20 protein-coding genes and 1 pseudogene are annotated in these 23610 nt (G+C 67.0%); 13 read left to right on the forward strand and 8 right to left on the reverse strand.

Going from position 1 to position 23610, the window contains the following annotated elements; all coding sequences use genetic code 11:
- Positions 1-8 precede the first annotated feature (8 nt).
- The gene (locus ACG04Q_RS19165) at positions 9-1256 is read left to right on the forward strand and encodes a patatin-like phospholipase family protein (RefSeq protein ID WP_394512879.1); all 1248 of its coding nucleotides are present in this window, start codon (positions 9-11) and stop codon (positions 1254-1256) included.
- 9 nt (positions 1257-1265) lie between these two features.
- On the opposite strand, the gene ubiM is transcribed toward ACG04Q_RS19165, so the two are convergent.
- Positions 1266-2423 carry a 5-demethoxyubiquinol-8 5-hydroxylase UbiM gene (ubiM, locus tag ACG04Q_RS19170; protein WP_394512880.1) on the reverse strand — a complete coding sequence of 386 codons (1158 nt, stop codon included), beginning with the start codon at positions 2421-2423 and terminating at the stop codon, positions 1266-1268.
- Between the two features lie 110 nt (positions 2424-2533).
- Between ubiM and ACG04Q_RS19175 the strand changes: the two genes are divergently transcribed.
- From ACG04Q_RS19175 to ACG04Q_RS19185, 3 genes are read left to right on the forward strand one after another with little or no spacing between them, the layout of a single operon-like run.
- Complete coding sequence (locus ACG04Q_RS19175) at positions 2534-2680, forward strand: hypothetical protein (RefSeq protein ID WP_394512881.1); 147 nt, start codon at positions 2534-2536, stop codon at positions 2678-2680.
- A complete protein-coding gene (gene ubiG / locus ACG04Q_RS19180; RefSeq protein ID WP_394512882.1) occupies positions 2673-3419 on the forward strand; it encodes a bifunctional 2-polyprenyl-6-hydroxyphenol methylase/3-demethylubiquinol 3-O-methyltransferase UbiG in 747 nt (248 codons plus the stop codon). The genes ACG04Q_RS19175 and ubiG overlap by 8 nt, the downstream gene beginning before the upstream one ends.
- Positions 3416-4150, forward strand: a complete 735-nt coding sequence (locus ACG04Q_RS19185) for an SDR family NAD(P)-dependent oxidoreductase (protein WP_394512883.1) — start codon at positions 3416-3418, stop codon at positions 4148-4150. The genes ubiG and ACG04Q_RS19185 overlap by 4 nt, the downstream gene beginning before the upstream one ends.
- On the opposite strand, the gene ACG04Q_RS19190 is transcribed toward ACG04Q_RS19185, so the two are convergent.
- The 4 genes from ACG04Q_RS19190 to ACG04Q_RS19205 form a co-directional block, all read right to left on the reverse strand.
- Positions 4122-5867 (reverse strand): ABC transporter ATP-binding protein, encoded by a 1746-nt coding sequence (locus ACG04Q_RS19190; RefSeq protein ID WP_394513011.1) that lies wholly within the window; start codon positions 5865-5867, stop codon positions 4122-4124. The genes ACG04Q_RS19185 and ACG04Q_RS19190 overlap by 29 nt on opposite strands.
- Positions 5868-5904: 37 nt before the next feature.
- Complete coding sequence (locus tag ACG04Q_RS19195; RefSeq protein ID WP_394512884.1) at positions 5905-7641, reverse strand: ABC transporter ATP-binding protein; 1737 nt, start codon at positions 7639-7641, stop codon at positions 5905-5907.
- 73 nt (positions 7642-7714) lie between these two features.
- Positions 7715-8140 (reverse strand): hypothetical protein, encoded by a 426-nt coding sequence (locus ACG04Q_RS19200; RefSeq protein ID WP_394512885.1) that lies wholly within the window; start codon positions 8138-8140, stop codon positions 7715-7717.
- A gap of 84 nt (positions 8141-8224) precedes the next feature.
- A complete protein-coding gene (locus tag ACG04Q_RS19205; protein ID WP_394512886.1) occupies positions 8225-9619 on the reverse strand; it encodes a sodium:solute symporter in 1395 nt (464 codons plus the stop codon).
- Between the two features lie 105 nt (positions 9620-9724).
- On the opposite strand from ACG04Q_RS19205, the gene ACG04Q_RS19210 reads away from it, so the two are divergent.
- Both ACG04Q_RS19210 and ACG04Q_RS19215 read left to right on the forward strand, forming a co-directional pair.
- On the forward strand, positions 9725-12847 hold the full coding sequence (locus ACG04Q_RS19210) for an ExeM/NucH family extracellular endonuclease (RefSeq protein WP_394512887.1): 3123 nt from the start codon (positions 9725-9727) through the stop codon (positions 12845-12847).
- A gap of 44 nt (positions 12848-12891) precedes the next feature.
- Positions 12892-13338 (forward strand): annotated as a pseudogene (locus ACG04Q_RS19215) (PEP-CTERM sorting domain-containing protein); the annotation flags it as partial.
- A 256-nt stretch (positions 13339-13594) separates the two neighbouring features.
- Here ACG04Q_RS19215 and ACG04Q_RS19220 read toward each other — a convergent pair.
- Positions 13595-14122: a hypothetical protein gene (locus ACG04Q_RS19220; RefSeq protein WP_394512888.1), complete on the reverse strand. Its 528-nt coding sequence runs from the start codon at positions 14120-14122 to the stop codon at positions 13595-13597.
- 477 nt (positions 14123-14599) lie between these two features.
- Between ACG04Q_RS19220 and dndC the strand changes: the two genes are divergently transcribed.
- Genes dndC through ACG04Q_RS19240 form a run of 4 tightly spaced genes read left to right on the forward strand, consistent with a single transcriptional unit; the run spans position 14600 to position 19567 of the window.
- The gene (dndC, locus tag ACG04Q_RS19225; RefSeq protein ID WP_394512890.1) at positions 14600-15730 is read left to right on the forward strand and encodes a DNA phosphorothioation system sulfurtransferase DndC; all 1131 of its coding nucleotides are present in this window, start codon (positions 14600-14602) and stop codon (positions 15728-15730) included.
- Positions 15723-15938, forward strand: a complete 216-nt coding sequence (locus ACG04Q_RS19230) for a DNA modification system-associated small protein (RefSeq protein WP_394512891.1) — start codon at positions 15723-15725, stop codon at positions 15936-15938. Before dndC ends, ACG04Q_RS19230 begins: the two co-directional genes overlap by 8 nt.
- Before the next feature lie 12 nt (positions 15939-15950).
- Positions 15951-18023, forward strand: a complete 2073-nt coding sequence (dndD, locus tag ACG04Q_RS19235) for a DNA sulfur modification protein DndD (RefSeq protein WP_394512892.1) — start codon at positions 15951-15953, stop codon at positions 18021-18023.
- Positions 18020-19567, forward strand: a complete 1548-nt coding sequence (locus tag ACG04Q_RS19240; RefSeq protein WP_394512893.1) for a DNA translocase FtsK — start codon at positions 18020-18022, stop codon at positions 19565-19567. The genes dndD and ACG04Q_RS19240 overlap by 4 nt, the downstream gene beginning before the upstream one ends.
- A 125-nt stretch (positions 19568-19692) precedes the next feature.
- On the opposite strand, the gene ACG04Q_RS19245 is transcribed toward ACG04Q_RS19240, so the two are convergent.
- Together ACG04Q_RS19245 and ACG04Q_RS19250 are read right to left on the reverse strand one after the other, a co-directional pair.
- Entirely contained in the window at positions 19693-20154 is a 462-nt protein-coding gene (locus ACG04Q_RS19245; RefSeq protein WP_394512894.1) for a hypothetical protein, read from the reverse strand.
- 43 nt (positions 20155-20197) lie between these two features.
- On the reverse strand, positions 20198-21058 hold the full coding sequence (locus ACG04Q_RS19250; protein ID WP_394512895.1) for a hypothetical protein: 861 nt from the start codon (positions 21056-21058) through the stop codon (positions 20198-20200).
- A 75-nt stretch (positions 21059-21133) separates the two neighbouring features.
- Between ACG04Q_RS19250 and ACG04Q_RS19255 the strand changes: the two genes are divergently transcribed.
- The 3 genes from ACG04Q_RS19255 (at position 21134) to ACG04Q_RS19265 (ending at position 23509) form a co-directional block, all read left to right on the forward strand.
- Entirely contained in the window at positions 21134-22321 is a 1188-nt protein-coding gene (locus ACG04Q_RS19255) for an AlbA family DNA-binding domain-containing protein (RefSeq protein WP_394512896.1), read from the forward strand.
- A gap of 54 nt (positions 22322-22375) precedes the next feature.
- Positions 22376-23026: a hypothetical protein gene (locus tag ACG04Q_RS19260; RefSeq protein ID WP_394512897.1), complete on the forward strand. Its 651-nt coding sequence runs from the start codon at positions 22376-22378 to the stop codon at positions 23024-23026.
- A gap of 66 nt (positions 23027-23092) precedes the next feature.
- Complete coding sequence (locus ACG04Q_RS19265; protein ID WP_394512898.1) at positions 23093-23509, forward strand: HAD domain-containing protein; 417 nt, start codon at positions 23093-23095, stop codon at positions 23507-23509.
- Positions 23510-23610 lie beyond the last annotated feature (101 nt).

A 23610-nucleotide genomic window follows, 5' to 3' on the forward strand; every position in this document is an offset into this window, starting at 1 on the left:
TCCCGCCCATGAGCCAGCAGCCACGCATCGGCCTGGCCCTGGCGGGTGGCGGCCCGTTGGGCGCCATCTATGAAGTGGGCGCGCTGTGCGCCCTCGAAGAGGCCGTCGCCGGCCTCGACGTCACCGCCTGCGACGGCTACATCGGCGTCAGCGCAGGCGGCTTCATCGCCGCGGGGCTGGCCAACGGCATGACGCCGCGCCAGCTCTGCGCCGCCTTCATCGAGAACAGCGCCGAGGCCCCCGACCGCTTCGACCCCGCCGAGCTGCTGCAGCCGGCCTGGGCCGAGCTGGGCCAGCGGCTGCGGCTGCTGCCGGGCCTGCTGGCCGACTCGGCCCGCGAGGTGCTGCTGGAAGGCCGCTCCAAGCTCGCCACGCTGGAACGCCTGGGCCGCGCGCTGCCCACCGGCCTGCTCAGCAGCGAACGCTTCGGTGAGGCGCTGACGCGCGTGTTGACGCAGCCCGGCCGCAGCAACGACTTCCGCCGCCTGCGCCGCCCGCTGGTGCTGGTGGCCACCGACCTGGACAGCGGCGAGGCCGTGCCCTTCGGCGCGCCGGGCTGGGACCACGTACCCATCTCGCGCGCCGTGCAGGCCAGCGCCGCGCTGCCGGGGCTGTTCCCGCCGGTCGAGATCGGCGGCCGGCACTACGTGGACGGCGCGCTGAAGAAGACGCTGCACGCCTCCGTGCTGCTGGACCGCGGGCTGGACCTGCTGATCTGCCTGAACCCGCTGGTGCCCTACGCCAGCGACCGCCGCTCCACCGCCCGCGAGGACCGCTCGCGCCGCGCCCGCGACCTGGCCCGCAAGCTGGGCCGCCCGGCCGGCCGCGCGCTGCAGCCGCACATCCACCGGCTGGTGGACGGCGGCCTGCCGCTGGTGCTGTCGCAGACCTTCCGCTCGCTGATCCACTCGCGGCTGGAGCTGGGCATGCGCGGCTACGAGCTGAGCCACCCGCAGACCGACATCGTGCTGCTGGAGCCCAACCCGCGCGACGCCGAGTTCTTCCTCGCCAACACCTTCAGCTACCGCCAGCGACGCCACCTCGCGGAGCACGCCTACCAGGCCACGCGCGAGCTGCTGCGCCAGCGCGCCGCCGAGCTGAAGCCGCAGTTCGCCCGCACCGGCCTCACGCTGCGCGAGGACGTGCTGGCCAACCGCGAAGCCCGTCTGCTGCCCGCCCCGGGCGAGACCCGCACCGAACAGGCCTTGCGCACGCTGCGCGGCACGCTCAGCGTGCTGGAAGCCCGCCGGCGCTGAGCCGCGGGCTCAGGCGTCCACCAGGCGCCGCGTGATCGCCGCCTGCACCGGCGGCAGGTGGCGGGCCACGTCGATGACCGCCCGGCGCAGGGCCAGCATGGGCGCGCGGTCGTCCGTGAAGAAGCGCACCAGCGCATTGGTGCCCGCATACAGCGGTCCGGCCGCGCGGCGGTGCTCGGCCTCGTAGGCCAGCAAGGGGCCGAGTTCGCCCGGGTCGCGCGCGGCATCGAGCCGGCGCGACAGGGCCTCGATGCCGTACAGCCCGAGGTTGTAGCCATGCGCCGTGACCGGGTGCATGCCCACCGCCGCGTCGCCGATCAAGGCCAGGCGCGGCCCCACAAAGCGCTCGGCCCACACCGCCACCAACGGGTAGACGTGGCGCTCGCCATCCAGCCGCATCGCACCCAGCCGGCCCTCGGCGGCGGCCTCGATGGCCAGGGCCAGTTCCAGGCCATCCATCGCGGCAAGCCGCGGCAGCTCGCTGTTGGCCACGGTCCAGACGGCCGAACAGCGCTGACCCGTCTTGGGTAGCAGGGCCAGCGTGTGGCCGGCCAGAAAACACTCCTGCGCGATGCCGTCATGGCTGCGCTCGTGCGCCAGCGGCACCAGCAGCGCACTGCGGCCGAAATCCTGGTGCCGTGCGCCGATGCCGGCGAGCCGGCGCAGCGGCGAGAAGCGGCTGTCGGCCGCGACCACCAGCGGCGCGCTGTGCCGCTCGCCGCCACGGGTGTCGACCTGCGCCAGGCCGTCCAACCGCGTGAAGCCGGTGACCGTCTGGCCGCAGCGCAGATCAATGCCGCGTTGCTGCGCGCCGGCCCAGGCCGCCGCGCGCAGGCGGTGGTTGGCCACCAGCCAGCCCAGGTCCTGCCCGCGGGAGGCAAACGGCAGCGGCCGCCGCGAGCCGCTGGAGCGCACGGCGGCGCTGCGCAGCGGCGCGATGTCACTCAAGCGCTGCCACAGGCCCAGGCGCTCCAGCAAGCGGCGCGAGCGGTGCGTGAGCGCGATCTCGCGGCCATCGTCCGCAGGCGCGGCCAGCGCGGCGGCATCGGCCTGTTCCAGCACGCGCACGGCCAGGCCGCGGTCATGCAGCGCGCACGCCAGCGCCAGGCCGGCCGGGCCGGCTCCGCAGATGACGACAGAGGGCTCGGGGCGGGCGTGATCGTTCATGGCCGCGGAGCCTAGGTGCAGGCCGGCAGCGCCGCCTTGACACAGGTCAGCCCCCCTGGGAATCCCGAGCACGCCATGGGGTTCCCCGGCTGCGGGCAGCATGCCCGGTCATGACATCAGCTCCGACCACCGCCCAGCCCAGCGCCCCTGCCGACGGCACCCATGCTGCCGCGATGCACCGGCTGGACCCCGGCGCCTGCCCGCCCGACATGCTGGGGCGCGACGCGGCCGACGTCACGCCTTACCGCCATGTCTGACAGCCCCACCGTCCGCGCCGACGAGATCGCCCGCTTCGACGCCTGGAGCGCCACCTGGTGGGATGCCCGCGGCCCGATGCGGCCGCTGCACGTCACGCAGGCGCTGCGCGGGCAGTGGGTGCGCGAGGCGGCCGAGCGCCACTTCGGCCGGCCGCTGGCCGGGCTGCGCGTGCTGGACGTGGGCTGCGGCGGCGGCCTCATGAGCGAAGCGCTGGCGCGCGAGGGCGCGCAGGTCGTGGGCATCGATGCGTCGGCCGGCAACATCGGCGCCGCACGCCGCCACGCGGCGCCGGACCCCGCCGTGTCGGCCCGGCTGGACTACCGGCACGGCGACCCGGCCAGCGCGCTGCGGCCCGGCGAGCGGTTCGACGTGGTGCTGGCGCTGGAAGTGGTGGAGCATGTGGACGACGTGCCCGCCTTCCTCGCGCAGGTGGCCGCCGCCGTGGTGCCGGGCGGGCTGCTGGTGGCCTCCACGATCAACCGCACCGCGCGCAGCTGGCTGCTGGCCATCGTGGCCGCCGAATACCTGCTGCGCGTGCTGCCGGTCGGCACGCACCGCTGGCGCCAGTTCGTCACGCCCGACGAGCTGGAGGCCGCCGCCGCCCAGGCCGGCCTGCGGCCGCTGCAGCGCCTGGGCATGCGCTACCTGCCGGTGCTGCACCGCGCCCGCTGGACGCGCGACACCTCGGTCAACTACCTGGCGAGCTTTGCCCGCCCATCACCGGAGACCCGACCATGACTTCCATCGCTCTCGTCACCGGTGCCCGCGGCGGCATCGGCCGCGCGCTGTGCGTTCAGCTGCAGGCCCAGGGCTGGCAGGTGGCCGCCGTCGGCCGCGATGCCGCCACGCTGGCCGACGTCCCGGCCGCGCTGCACATCGCCGCGGACACCACCACGCCCGAAGGCGCCACGGCCGCCATCGCCGCCTGCCGCGAGGCACTGGGCACGCCCACGCGGCTGGCGCACTGCGTGGGCAGCACGCTGATCGCGCCCCTGCACCGCAGCAAGCCCGAGCAGGTGCGCGAGGTGCTGCGCGTCAACCTCGACAGCGCGCTCTACATGCTGGGCGCCTGGGTGGAGGCATTGCGCGAACCGCCGCAGCCCGGCGCGGCGGTGCTGGTGAGCTCGGTGGTGGCCGGCATCGGCGTGGCCAACCACGAGGCCATCGCGGCGGCCAAGGGCGGCATCGAGGCGCTGGTGCGCAGCGCCGCGGCCAGCTACGCCGTGCAGGGCCTGCGCATCAACGCCGTGGCGCCCGGCATGACCGACACGCCCATGACCGCGGCCATGCTCAAGCAGCCTGCCATGCGCGAGGGCGCGGCCAGGCAATACCCGCTGGGCGGCGTGCAGACCGCCGACGAGGTGGCCGGCGTGATGGCCTGGCTGCTGTCCGACGCCGCCGCGCGCCTCACCGGCCAGGTGCTACCGGTGGACGGCGGCTTCACGAAGATCCGGCCTCTGGTTCGCTAGGCGTTTCTTCCAGCGTCTGCAGCTCCACCAGGCGGCGGTACAGGCCGCCGTCCAGCGTCATCAGCGCCTCGTGCGTGCCGCGCTCCTGCAGCCGGCCGTGGTTGAGCACCAGGATCTGGTCGGCCGCGCGGATGGTGGACAGCCGGTGCGCGATGGCGATGACGGTGACGCGGCCGTGCAGCGCGGCCAGCGCCTCGCCCAGGCGCGCCTCGGTCTCGCTGTCGACATTGCTGGTGGCCTCGTCCAGGAACAGCAGCCGCGGCGCGCCGGCCAGCGCGCGGGCCATGGCCAGCAGCTGCTTCTGGCCGCTGGAGACGCGCACGCCGCCTTCACCCAGCCGGGTGTCGTAGCCCTGCGGCAGCGCCGTGATGAAGTCATGCGCGCGCGCCGCCTTGGCCGCTTCTACGACAGCCTCGTCGCTGATGCCGGGCCGGCCCATCGCGATGTTCTCGCGCACGCTGGCCGCCATCAGCGTGGCCTCCTGCGGCACCAGGCCCACGGCGTCGCGAAACGCCGCGTCGGGCACGGCGTGCAACGGCTGGCCGTCGATGGTGATGCGGCCCTGCTGCGCGGTGTAGAAGCGCAACAGCAGCGACAGCAGCGTGCTCTTGCCGCTGCCGGTGTGGCCCACGATGCCGGTGAAGCTGCCGGCCGGGATGTCCACGTCCAGCCCGTGCAGCACCGGCCGCGCGGGGTCGTAGCCGAAGCCCAGGCGCTCGATGCGGATCTCGCCGCGCGTGATGGGTGCGCCGTTCTGCGTGATCGGGTCCACGCCGCGGTGCTCATCCTCCTCCAGCAGCGCCCGCACGCGCGACGCGGCCACCATGGCCTGCTGCAGCTGGCCGAACTGCATGGTGATCTGGATCAGCGGCTCGACGACGCGGGCGATGTAGGACAGGAAGGCATAGAGCAGCCCCACCTCCAGCCCCGACAGCTCGCGCCGGCCGAAGCCGTAGATGACGGTGACGAGCAGCAGCACGTTCAGCAGGTCCAGCGCCGGGCGCAGCAGCCACGCGTTGGCGCGCAGCTCGGCGATGCGCGACAGCCGGTGCTCGGCGTTCACCGCCTCGAAGCGCGCGCCGAAGCGCCCGGCCGCGCCGGCCGCCTGCAGCACCGCCATGCCGGCCATGCTCTCGGCCATCTGCGCGTTGATGTCGCTGCGCAGCTGGCGCGTGCGCGCCACCGCCGGCGCCGAGAGCTTCTGGTAGCCCAGGATGATGCCCACCATGGCCGGCACCAGCGTGGCGACGATGAGCATCAGCCGCCAGTCCAGCACCGCCATCGCCACCAGCGAGCCGGCGACCACGATGCTGGAATCCAGCATCACGTACAGCACCTGCCGGTAGAGCTGGTTCACGGCCTCGGTGTCGTTGGTGACGCGGCTGACGAGCTGGCCGGTGATGGCCTTGTCGAAGAAGGCCATGGGCAGTGCCAGCACATGCGCGTAGACCCGCTCGCGCAGCCGCAGCACCGAGCGCCGCGCCACGCCGGCCATGCGCGACAGCTGCGCGTAGCGCACCCAGCTCGCCGCCCAGCCGGTCAGCAACACCGCCGCCAGCAGCGCGGCCATCGCGCCGAGGTCGTAGTGGCCGGGCAGCAGGTGGTGGTCGATGTAGCGCTTGCCGAGGATGGGGCCCAGCGCCTCCAGCGCGGCCGCCAGCAGCAGCCACAGGCCGCCGCGTATCAGCTGCGGGCGCTCGGGCGCCGCCGCGTCCATCAGCAGGCCGACGCTTTGCCAGGGCTTCTCGGTCGGCTTACTCGGCTTCAAGGCTGGCCTCGATCTGTTGATAGCGCCACTGGGCCGCGTACCAGCCGCCCAGTTCGAGCAGCTGCGCATGCGTGCCGCGCTCGATGACGTGGCCCTGCTTCAGCACGATGACCTCGTCGGCGTCCATGACGGCGGACAGCCGGTGCGCGATGACGATGACGCTGCGGTCGGGCCGCGCGGCGCGCAGCTCGCGCAGGTGGTCAAGGATGGCCGTCTCGGTGCCGGTGTCAACGGCCGACAGCGCGTCATCCAGCACCAGCAGTGCGGCGTCGGACAGCAGCGCCCGCGCGATGGCGACACGCTGGCGCTGGCCGCCGGACAGCGTCACGCCGCGCTCGCCCACCTCCGTCGCGTAGCCCTGCGGCAGCCGCGCGATGTCGTCGTGCACGGCGGCCAGCCGGGCGGCGGCCTCGATGTCGGCCGGCGTGGCGCCAGGTCTTGCCAGCGCGATGTTGTCGGCCACCGAGGCCGAGAACAAAAAGGGCTCCTGCGGCACCCAGGCGATGTGCGCGCGCAGCGTGGCCAGCGGCAGGTCCGGCAGCGGCACATCGGCGAGCAGCAGCCGGCCCGCGTCGGGCTCCGCCTGGCGCAGCAGCAGGCGCACGAGCGTGGACTTGCCGGCACCAGTGGCGCCCACGATGCCCAGCGTGCGGCCGGGCGCGAGCGTCAGATCCACCGCTTCCAGCGCCGGCCGCTTGGCGCCCGGGAACCGGAAGCTCAGCCCCTCGGCGGTCAGCGTCGCGCCGGGCGGCAACGCGGCCCGGCCTGCATCGGCCAGCGTCAGCGGCGCATCCAGCACCGGCGCCAGCCGCGCCCAGGCGGCCCGGCCGCGCTCCAGCAGCGACAACACCCAGCCCGCCGCGAACATGGGCCAGATCAGCTGGCCCAGGTACATCGTGAACGCGGTCAGCTGGCCGATGGTGATCTCGCGCTGCGCCACCAGCCAGCCGCCCACGGCCAGCGCGATGGCATAGGCCGCCGCCAGCGTCATGCCCACGGCCGGCTCGTAGGCGGCCTCCCAGCGCTGCGAGCGGAAGGCCGCCTCGGCGGCACTGTCGGCCAGCGCCCCGAAGCGCTGGCGGCTGCGGTCCACCAGGCCCAGCGCCCGCAGCGTGCGCACACCGGCCAGGCTCTCCTGCACCTGCTGGTTGAGGTCGCCAAAGCGGGTCAGCGAGTCCTGCGCGGCCTCGTGCAGATGCTTGCTGATCCACCAGAACGCCAGCCCCATCAGCGGGAAGGGCAGCAACGCGGCCAGGCCCAGCCGCCAGTCGATGGACAGCGTCATCATCGCCAGCACCAGCAGCAGCGTCTGCGTGCCGTCGAAGCCCGCCAGCATCGCCTCGCCGGCGGCCATCTCGACGGTGTCGATGTCGTTGGTCGCCAGCGCCATCAGGTCGCCGGTGCGCTGCTGCTGGAAGTAGGCCGGCCCCTGCAGCGCCAGCCGCGCGAACAGCCGCGTGCGCAGCCGCGCGCCGAGCCGGTAGGCCGCCTTGAACAGCGTGAGCCGCCAGCCCACGCGCAACAGGTAGATGGCGAGTCCTGCGAGCACCAGCAGCGACAGCGGCTCGATGAGCGCCGGGCCCTGCAGCTTGCCGGCCACCAGCGCATCGACGACATGGCCGACCTGGCGGGGAATCCAGACGGTCATCGCAGCGATGCAGCTGAGCATGGCCGCGGCCGACGCGTAGGCGCGCCAGTGCTCGCGCACGAAGGTGGCGAGCATGCGGGAGAGGGTGCTGTGAATTTGGAGGTCAGGCGAGGACATGCAGGCTTCGCGGGTCGACAACAGTTAGACGCTAGCTAGCTTCACCCCGAAGACGCTTGCCTTCCCAGTCCCGCCAGTACTCGTCGGACACCTGATCTATCTCAGCAAAGCTCACAAGCTGGCCCGTATCCAGTGACAAATCGAACCGCTCAAACGAAAGCGTCATGCTTCCCATCGACGTATCCACGACGATGGGCAAGCGTTGCGACTCGGTGCCCAGGATGTCCAACCTGCCCGTCTCAAATTGCTGTTCAAGCGTTTGCACCTCGCCGTCGAAGTCATGGAAATGCAATTCGCTCACCTCGCCGAGGCTCAATGCAAAGCATCCGCCAGGTGGCGCGAATCGACGCCTCAAGTAGCCAATGCTGACGAAGAACGTGACGGCACTGCCCGAACGCGATACCGCTGTGATCTCGCCATCATGCAGAACGTTCCAAATGGCTATGCGTTCGTCCACTCTGTCTTACCTTCCATGCTGGCTGCCGTAGCGGCAACCCTAGAGACGTGTGTGCGCTGCTTTGCGTGCGAACGACGAGTCACCTCAGTCACGCCCTGCCCACCACAGCCCTAGCCACGTTAGCAGGCCATTGAGCACCAACAACTCCAACCCGATCTGCCACCCACCCCACGGCTGCCCGAAGTCCAGCACCGCGCACAGCAGCGGCGCCGCCACACACACCGCCACCAGCGCACGGCCTGACACCGGCCGCGGCGTGAACAGCGCGAACGCAAACAGCCCGAGCAGCGGGCCGTAGGTGTAGCCCGCGAGCTTCAGGATCAGGAACACCATGCTGGCGTTGTCCAGCGCCTTGAAGCCCAGCACCAGCAGCAGGAACAGCACCGCAAAGCCCAGGTGCACGCGGCGCCGGGTGCGGATGTCGTCCTGGCCCACGCGCAGCAGGTCCAGGCAGGTGCTGGCCGTCAGCGCGGTCAGCGCGCCGTCGGCACTCGGCAGCAGCGCCGACACCAGCGCCAGCACGAACACCGCCTGCACCCAGCCCGGCAGGTGCTGCATGACGACGGCGGGGAACAGCGCGTCGCCGGTGGCCGCCAGCCCGTGCTCGCGGGCGAACAGCGTCAGCAGCCCGCCCAGCAGCAGGAAGGCGGTGATGACGACGACCAGCAGTACCGCCAGCAGCAGCAGGTTCTTCTGCGCGTCGCGCAGCTTCGCCACCGACAGGCTCTTCTGCATCATTTCCTGGTCCAGCCCCGTCATCGCGATGGCGATGAACATGCCGGCCAGCAGCGCCTTCACGGAGAAGTCGCGGGACAGCGGGTCGCCCACCCACACGCGGCTCAGGCCGGCGGCGTCCAGCTGCGCCAGCGCGTCGGGCCGCCACAGCAGCGCGATGCAGACCACCAGCCCCGTCAGCATGCCGGCGGTCTGCAGCGTGTCGGTCCACACCAGCGCCTTCACGCCACCCTCCACCGTGTAGAGCAGGATCATCGCCAGCACGACGGCCGCGCCGACGGCGAAGGGCAGGCCCAGCGGCTGCAGCATCAGCAGGTACAGCACCTGCACGACGAGGTAGAGCCGCGCCGTCGCGCCCACGGTGCGGCTGAGGATGAAGTAGGCCGAGCCCAGCCGCCGCGCGGCCGGCCCCAGGCGCTCCCCCAGTAGCTCGTAGATGGAGGCGACGCGCAGCCGGTGGTAGGCCGGCAGCAGCACGAAGGCGATGGCCACGTAGCCGGCCACATAGCCCAGCGTGACCTGCAGGTAGGTGAAGCCGCTGGCCGCCACCGAGCCGGGCACGCTGATGAAGGTGACGCCGGAAAGCGACGTGCCGACCATCCCGAACGCGACGACCGGCCAGGGACTTTCCCTGCCTCCCACGTAGAAACCCGCAGCACCAGCGCCGTGCGAGACGCACCTCGCCAGCACCAGCAGCCCGGCGAAATAAGTGAGAACCCCGATCAAAAGCAGTGCATGCGGCATGGCGGCCGGCGGGTGCCGGCGGCACCCCCTCGAATGTGGTGGATCAAATCGTCACGAAGCATCAATACGATGCGCCCCGTTTTGGGCAATTTTTACTAATCAGTCATGCAACTCCGACCCCTGGTAGCTCTCATTGCCGCGGCGTTTGCCGCTCCCGCTGCGCTGGCCGCCGGCGAAGTCGTCATCAGCCAGGTCTACAGCGCCGGCGGCAACGCCAACGCCGTCTACCGCAACGACTATGTCGAGTTGCACAACCGCGGCGACGCCGAGGTCAACCTGGCCGGTTGGTCGCTGCAATATGCCAGCGCCAGCGGCACCGGCGGCTTCGGGGCCACCAGCAGCCAGATCGCCACGTTGTCCGGCAAGGTGCAGCCAGGCCAGTTCTTCCTGATCCGCCTGGGCTCCGGCGGCAACGTCGGCGCCGCCCTGCCCGCGGCCGACCTGGCCCCGGACAACATCAACATGGCCGCCGGCGGCGGCAAGGTGGCGCTGGTCAAGCAGACCGACCCGCTGGGCTGCAACGGCAACGCCGCGTCGCCTTGCTCCACCGACCAGATGGCCAAGGTCGCCGACCTCGTGGGCTTCGGCAGCGCCAACTTCTTCGAAGGCGCCGGCGCCGCGCCCGCGCCCAGCGCGGCAAATGCCATCTTCCGCGCCGCCAATGGCTGCACGGACACCAACGTCAACAGCGCCGACTTCGCCGCCGCCGCCGCCGCCCCGCGCAACACGGCTTCGCCGGTCAGCCTGTGCGCGGTGGCTGCCAAGCCCATCGTGCCGACCTGCACCGACGCCAACCTCGTCGTCGGCAGCTCCGCCACCCACAGCGTGACCGCCACCGACCAGGACAGCCGCGTCAACGGCATCCTCGCGGAAGGCACCACGCTGCCGGCCGGCGTCACGCTGGGCTCGTTCTCGCCGGCCCTGGCCATCGGCGACACGGCCACCCAGTCGCTCGACATCGCCAGCAGCCTGGCGGTCGGCAGCCACCCCGCGACGCTGAAGTGGAAGAACGACGATGGCCAGACCGCCTCGTGCACGTTCAACATCAACGTCAGCGGCCTCGTCAGCATCCCGGCCATCCAGGGCTCGGGCACCAAGAGCCCGCTGCAGGGCTCGACGGTGACGACCAGCGGCGTCGTCACCCGGCTGATGAGCAACGGCTTCTACCTGCAGGACCCGGTGGGCGACGGTGACCCGATGACGTCGGACGGCATCTTCGTGTTCACCAGCACCGCGCCGACGGTCAGCGTCGGCCAGGCCGTGCGCCTGTCGGGCACCGTCACCGAGTTCAACACCGGCGCCGCCGGCAATGCCGACACGCTGGCCCACACCGTCACCGAACTGACCAGCGTGTCGGGCATCACCGTGACCGGCACCGGCTCCGTGACACCCGTCGAGGTGGACCTCGCCACGCTGCCGGCGGGCGGCCTGGAGGCCTATGAGGGCATGGTGGTCACGCTGCGCGGCCCGTTGATGGCGCAGCAGAACTACTTCCTGGGCCGCTTCGGCCAGGTCACGCTGGCTGCCGGCGGCCGCGTCTACACCCCCACCAACGTGCACCCCGCAGGCCCCGACGCGCTGGCGCTGCAGGCCGACAACGCCCGCCGCAGCATCCTGCTGGACGACGGCACCACCGCGCAGAACGTGAACCCGGCTCCCTACATCGGCGCCGACAACACGCTGCGCGCCGGCGACACGACCGCCAGCATCACCGGCGTCATCGACTACGGCCTGGCCACGGCGACGAACACCGAGTTCGGCATGTACAAGATCCATCCGCTGGACGTGGCGGGCGTCGTGTTCGACCGCACCAACCCGCGCGTCGCGACGCCGCAGGTCAGCGGTGGCAACGTGCGCATCGCCAGCGCCAACGTGTTGAACTTCTTCACCAGCCTGGCCAACGGCAGCGTCGCCACGGGCTCGGGCGCATCGCCCGGCTGCAAGCTGGGCGGCAGCACGTCCAACGCCAACTGCCGCGGCGCCAACAACCAGGCCGAGTTCGACCGCCAGATCGCCAAGACGCTGAACGAGCTGGCCGCGCTGAATGCCGACGTCGTCGGCCTGATGGAGATCCAGAACAACGGCAACACGACGGTGGACTACCTGGTCAACCGGCTGAACGCCAAGCTGGGCGGCAACGTCTACGCCAGCGTGCCGATGCCGGCGCTGACGGGCACCGACGCCATCCGCGTGGCCATGATCTACAAGCCGGGCAAGCTGACGCTGAACGGCGCCACGCTGTCGGACGGCGACGCCATCAACAACCGCCCGACGCTGGCCCAGGGCTTCACGCTGGCCAACGGCGAGAAGTTCGCCGTCGTCGTGAACCACCTGAAGTCCAAGGGCTCCTGCCCCGGCGCGGGTGATGCCGATGCCGACGGCAACGTCGACGACGGTCTGCAGGGCTGCTGGAACGCGCGCCGCGTGGCCCAGGCCAACCGCCTGAAGAGCTTCGTCGGCAGCGTGAAGTCCGCCGCCGGCACCGACAACGTCGTGCTGCTGGGCGACTTCAACTCCTACGCCAAGGAAGACCCCATCCTCGCGCTGACCGGCGACGGCAGCATCATCGACGCCGTCGGCACGTTCGAGCCGCTGGACTACTCCTACGTGTTCGACGGCGGCGCCGGCCGCCTGGACCACGGGCTGGTGAGCGCCGGCCTGCTGTCCAAGCTGGTGTACGCGACGTCGTGGCACATCAACGCCGACGAGCCCAGCTTCATCGACTACAACACCGAGTTCAAGGTCTACGGTAGCAGCACGACCGGCAGCCCGGACCTGTACACCGACAAGCCGTACCGCTCGTCGGACCATGACCCCATGGTCATGGGCCTGAACCTGGTGAAGTCCGTGCTCGGTACGAGCGGCCGCGACACCATCGTCGGCACGGCTGGTGACGACGTCATCGAAGGCGGCGCGGGCGCCGACACGCTGACCGGCGGCGGCGGCAACAACCAGTTCGTCTACGGCAGCATGGGCGACGCCGGTGACGTCATCACCGACTTCGTGCCAGGCAAGGACACGCTCGTTCTGACCAAGCTGCTGGCCTCGAACGGCATCGTCAGCGCCGACCCGCTGGCCACCGGCCACGTCACCTGCACGGCCAACACTGCAGGCGCCATCGTCAACATCGACGTCGATGGCAGCGCCGGCCCGATCAAAGCCAAACCGCTGCTGCAACTCAAGGGCCTGACCTGCTCGGCTGTCACCGCATCGATCTTCAAGTTCTGAGGAAGAAAAACATGATCCGCAAAACTGCTCTCACCCTCGCCGCACTGACGCTGGCCTGCTCCGCCCAGGCGGGCACCTTCTCGCTGACCGGCAGCTTCGACGCTGACCCCAGCGTCAATGTACTGACAGGCACCTTCTCCTTCGACGATGCCGTGGTCGCCAACGGAGGCTTCGATGGCACGTTCAGCCTGACCGCGCTGACCTTCAGCTTCCAGGGCCAGATCTACACGCTGGCCCAGGCGGTGGACCCTTATGTGCAGTTCGAAAACGGCACGCTGACCGGCCCCAACGCTCACTTCGTGACGGCAACCGGCGGAACACTCGACTTGACGTCAGTCTTCAGCACCAGCAACTTCAATCATTTCGCGGGCGGTGCCGATCACGGCGGCACGCTGACGATCAGTGCTGTGCCCGAACCCGAAAGCTACGCCCTGATGCTGGGCGGCCTGGGCCTGGTGGGCTGGATGGCACGCCGCCGCAAGGCCGCCTGAGCGCACGCGCGCTCCGCTTCAACGGCCCGCTCTGCGGGCCGTTTGTATTTCTGCAGGGTGATACGCCGCAAATGAACCAGAACGGGCCCTAAGTCCCTGTCACATCTAAGAAAACAGGTGCTCTGAGTCTGTACAGGGTTCAGCGCGACTTTGATTTTTTCTATGAGGACGTCTTTTCATGGGCGCATGCCGCCCCCGGCGGCGGCGCCTCTTCATCGACGCTGCCTATCGCCGCCCCGGACGACGGCTCGACGCGCTACCTGGTTAGCCAGGATTCATCCCCACGCCGCTCCAACTCGCGTGTGATGCCATTTTCCTGAGCATCAGCTGACTTCTTCGCCACCGACAGAGCTGCATCCGCTGCGGCAGCCTTACGGAGTGAGTCAACCTTGTAAGAGGCCGCAAGCGCAGCTTGCCAGAACATGGAAATTTCGGTGGGTTCGGTAACGGACGAGTCTTGCAGGGTGTACAACTCCTGAAACAGACGCGGGCATCTTGTCCCGACAACTCGCATTGCGAGGCGTCTTGCCTCGGCGGCGTTCTTAACAGATGGTTCAAACAGTGTGGGGATGCGGTCTAGCAGGTCTGCAACTCGCTGAGCGCCCGCTGGCGACAGGTGCTCGTCGAGGCACTTCGCTGCTTGAAGCTCTAGGTCTCGCGTCCGGGCGAACTGCGCTTCTTGCTGGCTGTCTCGGTATAGCTGGAAGCCGAACAGGATGGCGACGCCAAGCGCCACCAGCACGCCCGTGCAGAAGAGGACAGATTGCCACGAAAGTTTGCGCATGGTCGGCCGAGGTGATTGTCGGCACGTATAGCCAACGCCTTGGCCTGGCGGGCCCGCAGAGGCTCAGCCATGCCCAGGGCTTCGACGCGGTCGCAGCCGAGCTCACGTGCCCTCAGGCACCAGGGCGATTCCGTAATCGCCGTTATCAAATTCGCCACAAGCGGCGCTAAGCGCGTGAAACATCAGGCCGTTCGACCGATAGGCGCCGTGACCGATGTCCGTCCACCACACGCAAGTCCTTGTCACCACTAGCAGTGCGCCTGGAAGAAGCTGTCTGCTGCCCAAGTCCGTGAAACATCCAATGTCGCATTGCGGGGACTTTCAGGTGGGTCGCCTTGCCGCCTACCGCGCATCTATTTAAACTTAAATAGATGCGGACCCAAGGGGGCCGCACTTTTCTTTCTGGGGAGGGTCCGCCATGACCTGCGACGTGCACGGGCTGCGCGCTGGCCTTCCTTTGGCGACTTGGAACCCGTAGTGTCATTTGAGCAAGAAGACGGCCGCCCTGTTAGCGACCGGTGGCGAGACATCGTCCGCAACGTCAAGGAGGAGTACCTCTCCGAGACCCAAGAGTACCCCTGGATTGTCGGATTTTCGGGTGGCAAGGACTCGACCGTGGTCGCCCACGCGGTCTTCGAAGCGCTGCTGGCAATCCCACCCTCGCGCCGCACCCGCCCCGTTCACATCGTCTCGAACGACACGATGGTTGAGAGCCCGCTGGTCATGGCCCATCTCGACGACGTGTCGCGGCTCATCGAAGGCGCTGTCGACAGTCTCGAGCTGCCCATCACCGTGGCGCGCACCAAGCCTGACCTAGACAAGACGTTCTGGGTGCTGCTCATCGGCAAGGGGTATCCAAGCCCCAACTCCCAGATGCGTTGGTGCACTGACCGACTGAAGATTCAGCCGACCAGCACGTACATCCGGGACAACGTCTCCAAGTTCGGCGCGGCCATCGTCGTGCTCGGTGTCCGGCGCACGGAGAGCATCCGGCGCATGCAGACCATCAACAAGTACGAGAACGTCCGCGGCACCAACCTGAATGAGCATGCCAGCGTGACGGGCGCGCTCATCTACCGGCCCATCGTCGAGTTGTCGACCGACGACGTCTGGGAAATCCTCGGCTCCTTCCCCGCCCCCTGGGGCGGTTCGCACCGGAAGCTGTTCCAGCTGTATCGCGACGCCGAAGGCGGCGAGTGCCCCGTCGTGCTGAGCAAAGAGGAAGCGCCCGGCTGCGGCACGAAGAACAGCCGCTTCGGCTGCTGGACCTGCACGGTGGTCGAGAAGGACAAGAGCCTGCAGGGCTTCATCGACTCTGGCCAGCACGCCTACAAGCCGCTGGTCGCCTTCCGCGATTGGCTGGTCGACATCCGTAACGACCCGACTCGCCGGAGCGCCATTCGCCGCAACGGGCGTCTAACGTTCGACGTCACCGGGAAACACATCCCAGGTCCGTTCACAATCCAGGCACGCCGAGAGATTCTTGAGCGGTTGCTGCAAGTGCAAGAAGAATTCGGAGCAGAGCTCATCAGCAAGGACGAGGTGGACCTCATCCACAAGCTGTGGGCAGAAGACTTGCAAACAGAGGAGGGTCTAGCCAATGTCTGAGACGGTTCAAGAAGAAGCCAGCGTCGCGGACCTGCCGCTATGGTCGGACGCCGACGCCAACATCCGGCTGTCGGTGGTCTGCGAAAAGCACAAGGTTCCCCTTGATGTCCTTACCGAGCTGGTGTCGCTGCAACGCGAGCGTCAGCACCAGGAGCGAGCGCATGGCATCTTCATGCGCTTCGAAGAAATCCTTGGACGGATGGACTGAGGGAGACGCACCTTGTGGATTTCAAAGATTGAGCTGACCAACTTCAAGAGCTACCCGCACGCCGAGCTGGATTTCCCCGAGCCGACCGATGGCAAGAACATCGTGCTCATCGGCGGGATGAACGGGTACGGCAAGACCTCCATCCTTGAAGCGCTGTATCTGGCGCTGTACGGCAAGGACGCCATCATTCACTTGGCGCGTGCAGGCCTGAAGACCGACGACATCAAGGGCTACCCCACGTTCCTTGAACGCGCCTTCAATGGCGAGGCGAAGCGCGACGGCCAGGACTCGATGTCGGTGCGCGTGGTCATCAACCGCACCAAGACCAAAGCCATCGACATCCGCCGGCGCTGGTACTTCAAGAGCGTGACCGGCACTTGGACTCGCGACGAGGAAGCGGTCGTACGCGAAGTCTTCCGGGACGTTCCGGACACTCCCAAGAAGGACGGCAAGAACGGTTTCTTGCTGTCAGACCTGCTGGACGACCACTTCGTCCCCGCGCATATCGCGCCGTTCTTCTTCTTCGACGGTGAAGAAGTCAAGAAGCTCGCTGACCAAGCGCGCATCGAGCAGGTCAAGCAAGGCCTGGAAGGTCTTCTCGGCATCGTTCTGCTGCGACAGCTTGCTGACCGCCTGCGGGACTTCGAGGCTGGCAAGCGCTCCACGGTGTCCAGCGTCGACGAAGAGAACATCCAGCGCATGCTGGATTCGCTGACAGCCGACCAAGCCCGACTGACGGAACTGCAGCGCGACTCATCTGAAAGTTCAGAGCGGCTGGCCCAACTGAAGGGTGAGCGCGAGTCGTTCATCGAGCGCATCACTGCTGCCGGCGGTGGCGGCGGTGACATCGCCACGGTGAAGGACCTCGTCGAAGAGCGAGAAGGTCTGCGCAGCAATCAGCGTGACGTCCAGAAGCAGCTAGAGCGCATCCTGGCGGACAAGCTGCCGTTCCACCTGATGCCGCGCGCGCTGCTGACCGAGTTCAAGACCCAGCTAGAGAGCGAAATCGCGCTGGCGTCCTGGGAGGCTGAATGCCGTTCGCTGCAGCCAAAGCGCGACAAATTCGAGTGGGCGTTCCTCGGCGCCAGCACGCCCGAGTTCCAGCCCGGCCTGTCGCCGGAGCAGTTGGCCGTCGTGAAAGCCCGCATCGAGACCGCATGGGCCTCGCTGTTCCACCCGCCGCCGACAAATTGCGCGGAGACAGTTGTGCATGGCTACCTGCACGACGAATTGCGTGAGCGTGCGCTGTCGTTCCTGGGTTCGCTCTCAGTCGGCCAGCAAGACGTGCACGACCTGCTGTCCCAGCAACGCAGCCTAGTGGAGCAAATCGACGAACTTGGACGCAAGATTTCTCGCGTCGAAGGCATCGACCGCGACGGCACGTTGGCCACGCTGAAGGCAGACCTGAAGCGCGTTTCCGACGAGATTGAAACGCTCGAGAACCACATCCGGTCGGAAGACCGAGAGGTGGCAAGCCTCGAAGTCGCGGTCAACAACACCAAGTCGCGCTATCTGCAAGAAAAGAAGCGCATGGACGACACCAGTCCAACGCGTAGCCTGCTGAACAAGTCCGAGCGTGTGCGCGCCGTCATCGAAGAAGTGGTGCCGCTGCTGTTCCCGCTGAAGGTGCAGGCGCTGGCAACCGCGATGACCAAGGTCTACAAGCAGCTTGCGCACAAGGACCAGGTCGCAAAAATCGTCATCGACAACGATGGCACGACGCGCATCTTGGGCAAGACCGGCAAGGACATCGTCTTTGACCGCTCGGCCGGGGAGAACCAGATTTTTGCCACGGCACTCATCGCCGGGCTGGCCCAGGTCTCCGGCGTCAAGGCGCCGCTGGTTGTCGACACGCCACTAGGCCGCCTCGACAGCCGCCACCGCGCAAACATCTTCCAGTTCTGGACCAGCGACTCAAACCGTCAGGTCATCCTGCTGTCCCAGGACAAGGAAATCGACACCGACTTCTACAAGCGCATCAAGGACAACGTGTCGGCCACCTACCTGCTTGACCACACCGACGTTGGCGACGGCATCGGCCGCACGACCGCCAAGCGCGACAAGTATTTCGGAGCCAACCGATGAGCGACCTCGACCTCCAGCAAGTTCTCAGCTCGCGGTACCGAACCAGCCAGGAAGCCGACAAGTACACCGAGCAGCTGCATCGCACGCTGGCACTGGCCACCAAGGCGCAGGTTGCACGTTTGGCCATCGGACGCTCGCTGGCCATGGGCCGCCTGCCCGACGGTCAGGTCGATTCCAAGGGCATGGACATCCCGGCAAGTTCGCTGTTCACCGCCGAGAACATCGGCGCGTGGGTGGGTCTTCTCGTCACGCACGCCCGCGCGACTGGCTCCGAACAGGTGTCGTCCCAGGACAGCCTGCGTGCGGCGATACGAGCTCACTGGCATCGTGGTGCGGTGGCCCTTTGGGGCGACTGGACGTCCTCCGACCGGGACTACGACCGCTTCATCGAGACCCTCGTGAGGCGCTCAGAGATGCCCGATTTTGCGGAGCAGCTGGCGGACGACGTCGCCGGCGGCGATGCCGACGACACCAAGGCGCCGACCGCCGCACAGGACGCTTCTGCTCAGCTGACCAAGGCGCTGGCGGAACTCGGTATCAAGGTGCAGGTCAAGGACGTCATCCAAGGACCGCGTCTGACGCGCTATCGCGTCCTGCTGGTGAACTTGGCCGACCTGGGCAAGTTGAACCGTAGCGTTGCACAGCTGGGCTTGGCCATGAGTCTGGGTCAAGCCGCTGCCACCGTGTCCAACGGCGACGAACCCAAGACGGTCTTCATCGACCTGCCGCGTGCGAAGGCATCGTGGACACCTGTCGGCGTCGACCGCCTGCGTGACTGGGCGCACACCGCTTCGAAGGACACGAATCAGCTCCTGCTGTACGCCGGCGTATCGGTGACGGGTGAGGACGTCGTCTTTGACCTGGCGACGGCACCCCACCTGCTTGTGGGCGGCACGACTGGTTCGGGCAAGAGCGTCTGCCTCCACTCTTTCTTGCTGTCGCTGCTGCTCCGCCACAAGCCGGATACGCTGCAGCTGGCGCTGATTGACCCCAAGCAGGTCGAGTTCAAGCCATACGCGAAGTTGCCGTACCTCTACCGCGGCGAAATCGCCACCGAGGTCCCGCCCGCGCGCGAGATGCTGACTGAGCTGGTTGCCGAGATGGACGCGCGCTACTCCGTCTTCAACCGTCTGGGTGTCTCCAACATCTCTGAGGCCCGCAAAAAGGGCCAGAAGCTGCCGTCCATCGCGGTCTTCATCGAAGAGATGGCTGACCTGGTCATGCAGGACGACAACATTGAGCCCCTGATTGCTCGCTTGGCACAGAAGGCGCGCGCGGCTGGCATCCACTTGGTGCTGGCGACCCAGCGGCCCGACGCGGAGACGTTCAGCGGGCTGATTCGCAGCAACGTGCCTGGCCGCGTGGCGCTCACGGTTCAGAAGGGGACCGAATCGAACATCATCCTCGACGAGAAGGGTGCGGAGAACCTGCTGGGTCAGGGCGACATGCTCGTCCGGCTGCCTGGTGAAGCGCCGCGGCGTGCCCACGGCGTGTTCGTGAAACTGGAGAACGTCGTTCAGTTGCTGGCGCCGATGACCAAGTAGGCAACCGAGCTGAGTTTCTGAGTTGAAAGGTTCCACGCAATCGTCAGCACTCACGTCCGGTGAGTGTCGCGAGCTGATTAGAAAAATCGGGCCCGAGGCCCGATTTCGATTCAGTACAGCGGGGCCTAAGCGCACCACCCGTTGGTCTCATCGACTAATTTCTGCAGCGCTTCCTCGGTCTCAGCAAACCACGCTTCACGAGACATGTCGCCCTGATAAGTCGTTGCGCCACGCTCGAACGCTATGTCAGCTTTTACTTTCGTGACGAACAACAGTCGGGTCGTCTTGGCTAAAAGACAGCCTGCATTGGCTTCGGCGCTGTTGGGCCCTGCTGTGTCCCGTAGCGTTAGCCACAACACCTGGCTGGCCTTGGCGCAGTCTGCTTGGCGATTCGGGCTCGTTACGCAGTGGAAAATCAGATTCGCTGCAACGGCAGCGCCGCCGAGCTGTCGAAGGGCTTGATATCGCTCATCAGCCTTGGTGTAGGCCTTGTGAATCGCGAGAAGGTCTTTTCCTGCATCTGAGGTTTGCTGCGAGCAGCCCAACGCAAGGGTTGCTGCTGCCAGGATGGCTAGAAGGGTCTTCAAAGATAGGTTCCATAGCGAAGCAAAAGCGCTTCAAGCTCTATAGCTAAGCTTTGTCGAAAAATACGCTAAGTTGAAGGACGATGGTGGTTCCTGCAACATAGGAAGCGTCGACTTTCTCTATCTGCTGAACCATCGACGGACTGAGCGCGTTGAGATGCAGCTCCAAGCCCCGCTGCTCCGCAATCATTGGGACATGGCAGCGGATGCGGGAAGGAGACTCGAAGCGGTAGAACTCATGCACCGGCAAATGCTGGACGCAGGTCAAGAAAGCCGTACCCGCATGCGCGATGTCCACGAACATGCGGGGCTCTAGGCGTTGCCACAGTTCTTCTATCTCTGCCCATCGCACTTCCTCTTTGGGGTTCGAGATGGCGGCTCCGTGCAGCTTTGGCTTGCTCATATGCGCTCCCACGGCATTCCGCATCTCCGAAAGCTTGACCAGCTCCTTTTTTGCTTTTTGGAGCGCCTTGGCCTTCTTGCGAAAGCTTTCGCGCTCTTCGCTGGTCAGACAGACGAATGCGCGGGGGAACTTCCCATCGTGCGATGGCAAGCGCTCTATCAGCGTGCCGATGTGCGGTAGCGCATCCACAAAGCTGCGGAGTTCAACGACTGCGAATTTCAGCGTTAGCTTGCGCGTGTAGCTGTCCGACTCCTGCTTGGCCTTCTCATAGAGCGTCGCGAAGTTGGTCCACAACACCCGCAGTCTCGTGTACTCGCTCGCTAGTTCGTTTCCGGGCTTGTAGGCATGAGGGTCTTCCTTGCCCGGATGGTAGATGTCCCCCATGAAGTCCTTGTCTGCAATGTCCCTGACTATTGGTTTGACCGGCCGACCGTCCTCGTACGGGCCGATGACGAAAGTCAGATATTTGTGCTCACGGACCTGCTTGGGCGAAAAAAAGGACATACAAATTGGACATGGCGCGTGGCTACGCAGTGTCAGCTGTAGCCAGGACGTTTAGCCGGTCACTACGCAACTCAGATGCTTCCTTCGAACCTCCTAGAAACAACGCAAGCCCATCTCGACCAGCTCATCGCAGCACGCGCGCAGGAGGGGCCGCACCTTGATTTCAAGCGTGACCTGCCTGCCGCGTGGGACGACCGCTCGAAGGTCAAGTTTATGGCTGACGTCACCGCCTTCGCGAACGCAGCTGGCGGGGACATCGTGTTCGGCATCGATGAGGATGACGACGCCCAGGCCAGTGCGGTGGTGCCGCAAACGCTGGCCAGCGCCGACGAGGAGGTGCGCCGCATCCAGGACTTCATCCTCAATTTGGCAGAGCCGCGGCTTCCGGGACCGCAGGTCCACGCGGTACCCGTGACGGTCGGCGATGTCACGGGGCATGCTGTCATCGTGCGCGTGCCCCAGAGCTGGGCGGGGCCCCATCGGTCCAAGCCGAACCTTCACTTCTACGTGCGCGATGGGCTGCGCAATCGGCAGTTGGACGTTCCGGAAATCCGTGGGCTGTTCCTGCGCTCAGAGAACCAGGCACAGCGCGTCAGGGACTTTCGCACCGACCGACTGGGCAAAATTCTGTCGGGCGAAGCCCCCCACCGGCTTGTCCCGGGACCCCTGTTGGTCATCCACCTCGTGCCGACGCAGGCCGCGCTGGGCCTGGTGCAGGTTGACCCTGTGCCATACGCCAACGACCGGCGCATTCCGGTGCTGGGCACAACGACCCCAGGCAGCTGCCGCATCAACGTCGACGGTGCGTTGGCTGTCCGCAATGCCGGTGCCGAAGGGACGCACGGCTACTCCCAGTTCTTCCGCAACGGATTCTTCGAGTCGACCTACGTGCTGCCCGCGCGCGCCGACACCGGCAGAGCGCGTCTTGCCAGCTTGAGCTACGAGCAGTACACCATCGCGCTGCTCCAATCGTTTCGCCGTGAACTGACCCACCTCGGAATCGAACCTGAGGTTTCTGTGATGCTGTCGCTACTGGGTGCCGACCGGCTTCAGCTTGGCGTGGCGACGGACAACTTCTTCCTCGAGGACCACCAGACGTTCTTCGACCGCAAGACGGTGGTGTTGCCTGACGTCCTCGCCCCTGCCGCCCAACCTGCTGGCCGCGCGCTCAAACCCGTGTTCGACTTGGTATGGCAGGCGGCGGGCCTCGAAGGCTCGGTTCACTACAACGAGTTTGGCGATTGGGTGGAGCCCCGCAACTGACCCGGCCGCCCAGACAGCGGTTGACATGGTTGACATCGGCGTAGAATGTTTGCCATGCCAACCGCTTCACCTAACCGCGCGCCGGCCGTGCTGAAGCTGCGCGCTGTCGCCGACCAGCTTTCGGTCGCAGAGCACGCGGTCGCGGAGGCTCCAACGTTGGTCCCGCCAACCGCAGCCGCTGAGCTGCGCGGCTTTCAGCAGGAACTCGGTCGTGCCATGGACTCGCTCGGCCGCATCAGCGGCCTGCTGACGGCGTGGCGGGAGCAGATTGACGCGTGCTCACTGTCGGACAAGCCAGACACCATTGGCGAGACGTTCCTGCGCCTCGTAGCTGAGGGGCATCTTATAGATAGCGCGGAACTCCAGCGACGCGCCGGTGTGACGCGACAGGCGGTGAGCAAAGCCGTTGCCGCGCGGCGACTGTTCTATCTCGAGCACGGCGGCCAACGGGGGTATCCGGCGTTCTTCCTGGACCCGGAGCTCGAACGAACGCAGGTTGAGGCTGTGTCCAAGCAGTTGGGCGACTTGTCGGGCGGCAGCAAGTTCATGTTCTTCACGACGGCACGAGGCAGCCTTGCCACTGCAGGTGAGATTCGCCGCGGCGTGATGACCGAGTCCGGCGTGCCAAGGACGCCGCTGCAGGCGCTGAAGGACGGAGATTTTGAGCGGGTGCGGATGGCGGCGGAAGCCTTCTCAGGCTGCTGAGACATGGCGTTATGGCGCCTTCATTAGACGCCATCAGACTGATTTTTCTAATGAAAGCTGGTCGCGATGCGCGTGCTGTTCATCGACATAGATGGCGTATTCCACCCTGCCGGTGATGGCAGCCAGGACACCGGACCCAGGTTCATCTGGCTACCCCTGCTTGCAGAAGTGCTTGCCCCGCATCCGGACGTCGTCATCGCAGTTCATTCGACCTGGCGGTACGACCACACGCTGGATGAGCTTCAAGAGTTGTTGGCGTCGTTGGGCAAGCGGCCGGTAGTCGCCGTGCCGCGAGGCCCGAGAAGCGAAGCCATCACCTGGTTCCTCCAGATGAACCGTGCCGTCGTATCCCATCGCATCCTTGACGACGCGCCGGATGAATTCGGCACCGAGCCACCAGCGGAACTCATCGTGTGCGAGTCGAAGCGCGGGCTGACGACGCCGGGTGTCATCGACGCCCTGCGGCGCTGGCTAGCTGCCTGAGGGCGGGCAGACCAGCCGTAATGTCAACAATCCTTGCCTTTAAGCGCCTAAGGAAAAGGATTGTTTGCAGGGTTGACCGAGAAAACGGGGCCGAAGCCCCG

The organism is Pelomonas lactea (assembly GCF_043555885.1).
Classification (GTDB): Bacteria; Pseudomonadota; Gammaproteobacteria; order Burkholderiales; family Burkholderiaceae_C; genus Pelomonas; species Pelomonas lactea.

What these genes read in the sequence shown, in the direction of transcription:
- ACG04Q_RS19165 (WP_394512879.1), top strand. Translation starts at nt 9, where the DNA reads ATGAGCCAGCAGCCACGCATCGGCCTGGCCCTGGCGGGTGGCGGCCCG.
- ubiM (WP_394512880.1), bottom strand. Translation starts at nt 2,423, where the DNA reads ATGAACGATCACGCCCGCCCCGAGCCCTCTGTCGTCATCTGCGGAGCC.
- ACG04Q_RS19175 (WP_394512881.1), top strand. Translation starts at nt 2,534, where the DNA reads ATGACATCAGCTCCGACCACCGCCCAGCCCAGCGCCCCTGCCGACGGC.
- ubiG (WP_394512882.1), top strand. Translation starts at nt 2,673, where the DNA reads ATGTCTGACAGCCCCACCGTCCGCGCCGACGAGATCGCCCGCTTCGAC.
- ACG04Q_RS19185 (WP_394512883.1), top strand. Translation starts at nt 3,416, where the DNA reads ATGACTTCCATCGCTCTCGTCACCGGTGCCCGCGGCGGCATCGGCCGC.
- ACG04Q_RS19190 (WP_394513011.1), bottom strand. Translation starts at nt 5,867, where the DNA reads ATGGACGCGGCGGCGCCCGAGCGCCCGCAGCTGATACGCGGCGGCCTG.
- ACG04Q_RS19195 (WP_394512884.1), bottom strand. Translation starts at nt 7,641, where the DNA reads ATGCTCGCCACCTTCGTGCGCGAGCACTGGCGCGCCTACGCGTCGGCC.
- ACG04Q_RS19205 (WP_394512886.1), bottom strand. Translation starts at nt 9,619, where the DNA reads ATGCCGCATGCACTGCTTTTGATCGGGGTTCTCACTTATTTCGCCGGG.
- ACG04Q_RS19210 (WP_394512887.1), top strand. Translation starts at nt 9,725, where the DNA reads ATGCAACTCCGACCCCTGGTAGCTCTCATTGCCGCGGCGTTTGCCGCT.
- ACG04Q_RS19220 (WP_394512888.1), bottom strand. Translation starts at nt 14,122, where the DNA reads ATGCGCAAACTTTCGTGGCAATCTGTCCTCTTCTGCACGGGCGTGCTG.
- ACG04Q_RS19230 (WP_394512891.1), top strand. Translation starts at nt 15,723, where the DNA reads ATGTCTGAGACGGTTCAAGAAGAAGCCAGCGTCGCGGACCTGCCGCTA.
- ACG04Q_RS19240 (WP_394512893.1), top strand. Translation starts at nt 18,020, where the DNA reads ATGAGCGACCTCGACCTCCAGCAAGTTCTCAGCTCGCGGTACCGAACC.
- ACG04Q_RS19250 (WP_394512895.1), bottom strand. Translation starts at nt 21,058, where the DNA reads ATGTCCTTTTTTTCGCCCAAGCAGGTCCGTGAGCACAAATATCTGACT.
- ACG04Q_RS19255 (WP_394512896.1), top strand. Translation starts at nt 21,134, where the DNA reads ATGCTTCCTTCGAACCTCCTAGAAACAACGCAAGCCCATCTCGACCAG.
- ACG04Q_RS19260 (WP_394512897.1), top strand. Translation starts at nt 22,376, where the DNA reads ATGCCAACCGCTTCACCTAACCGCGCGCCGGCCGTGCTGAAGCTGCGC.
- ACG04Q_RS19265 (WP_394512898.1), top strand. Translation starts at nt 23,093, where the DNA reads ATGCGCGTGCTGTTCATCGACATAGATGGCGTATTCCACCCTGCCGGT.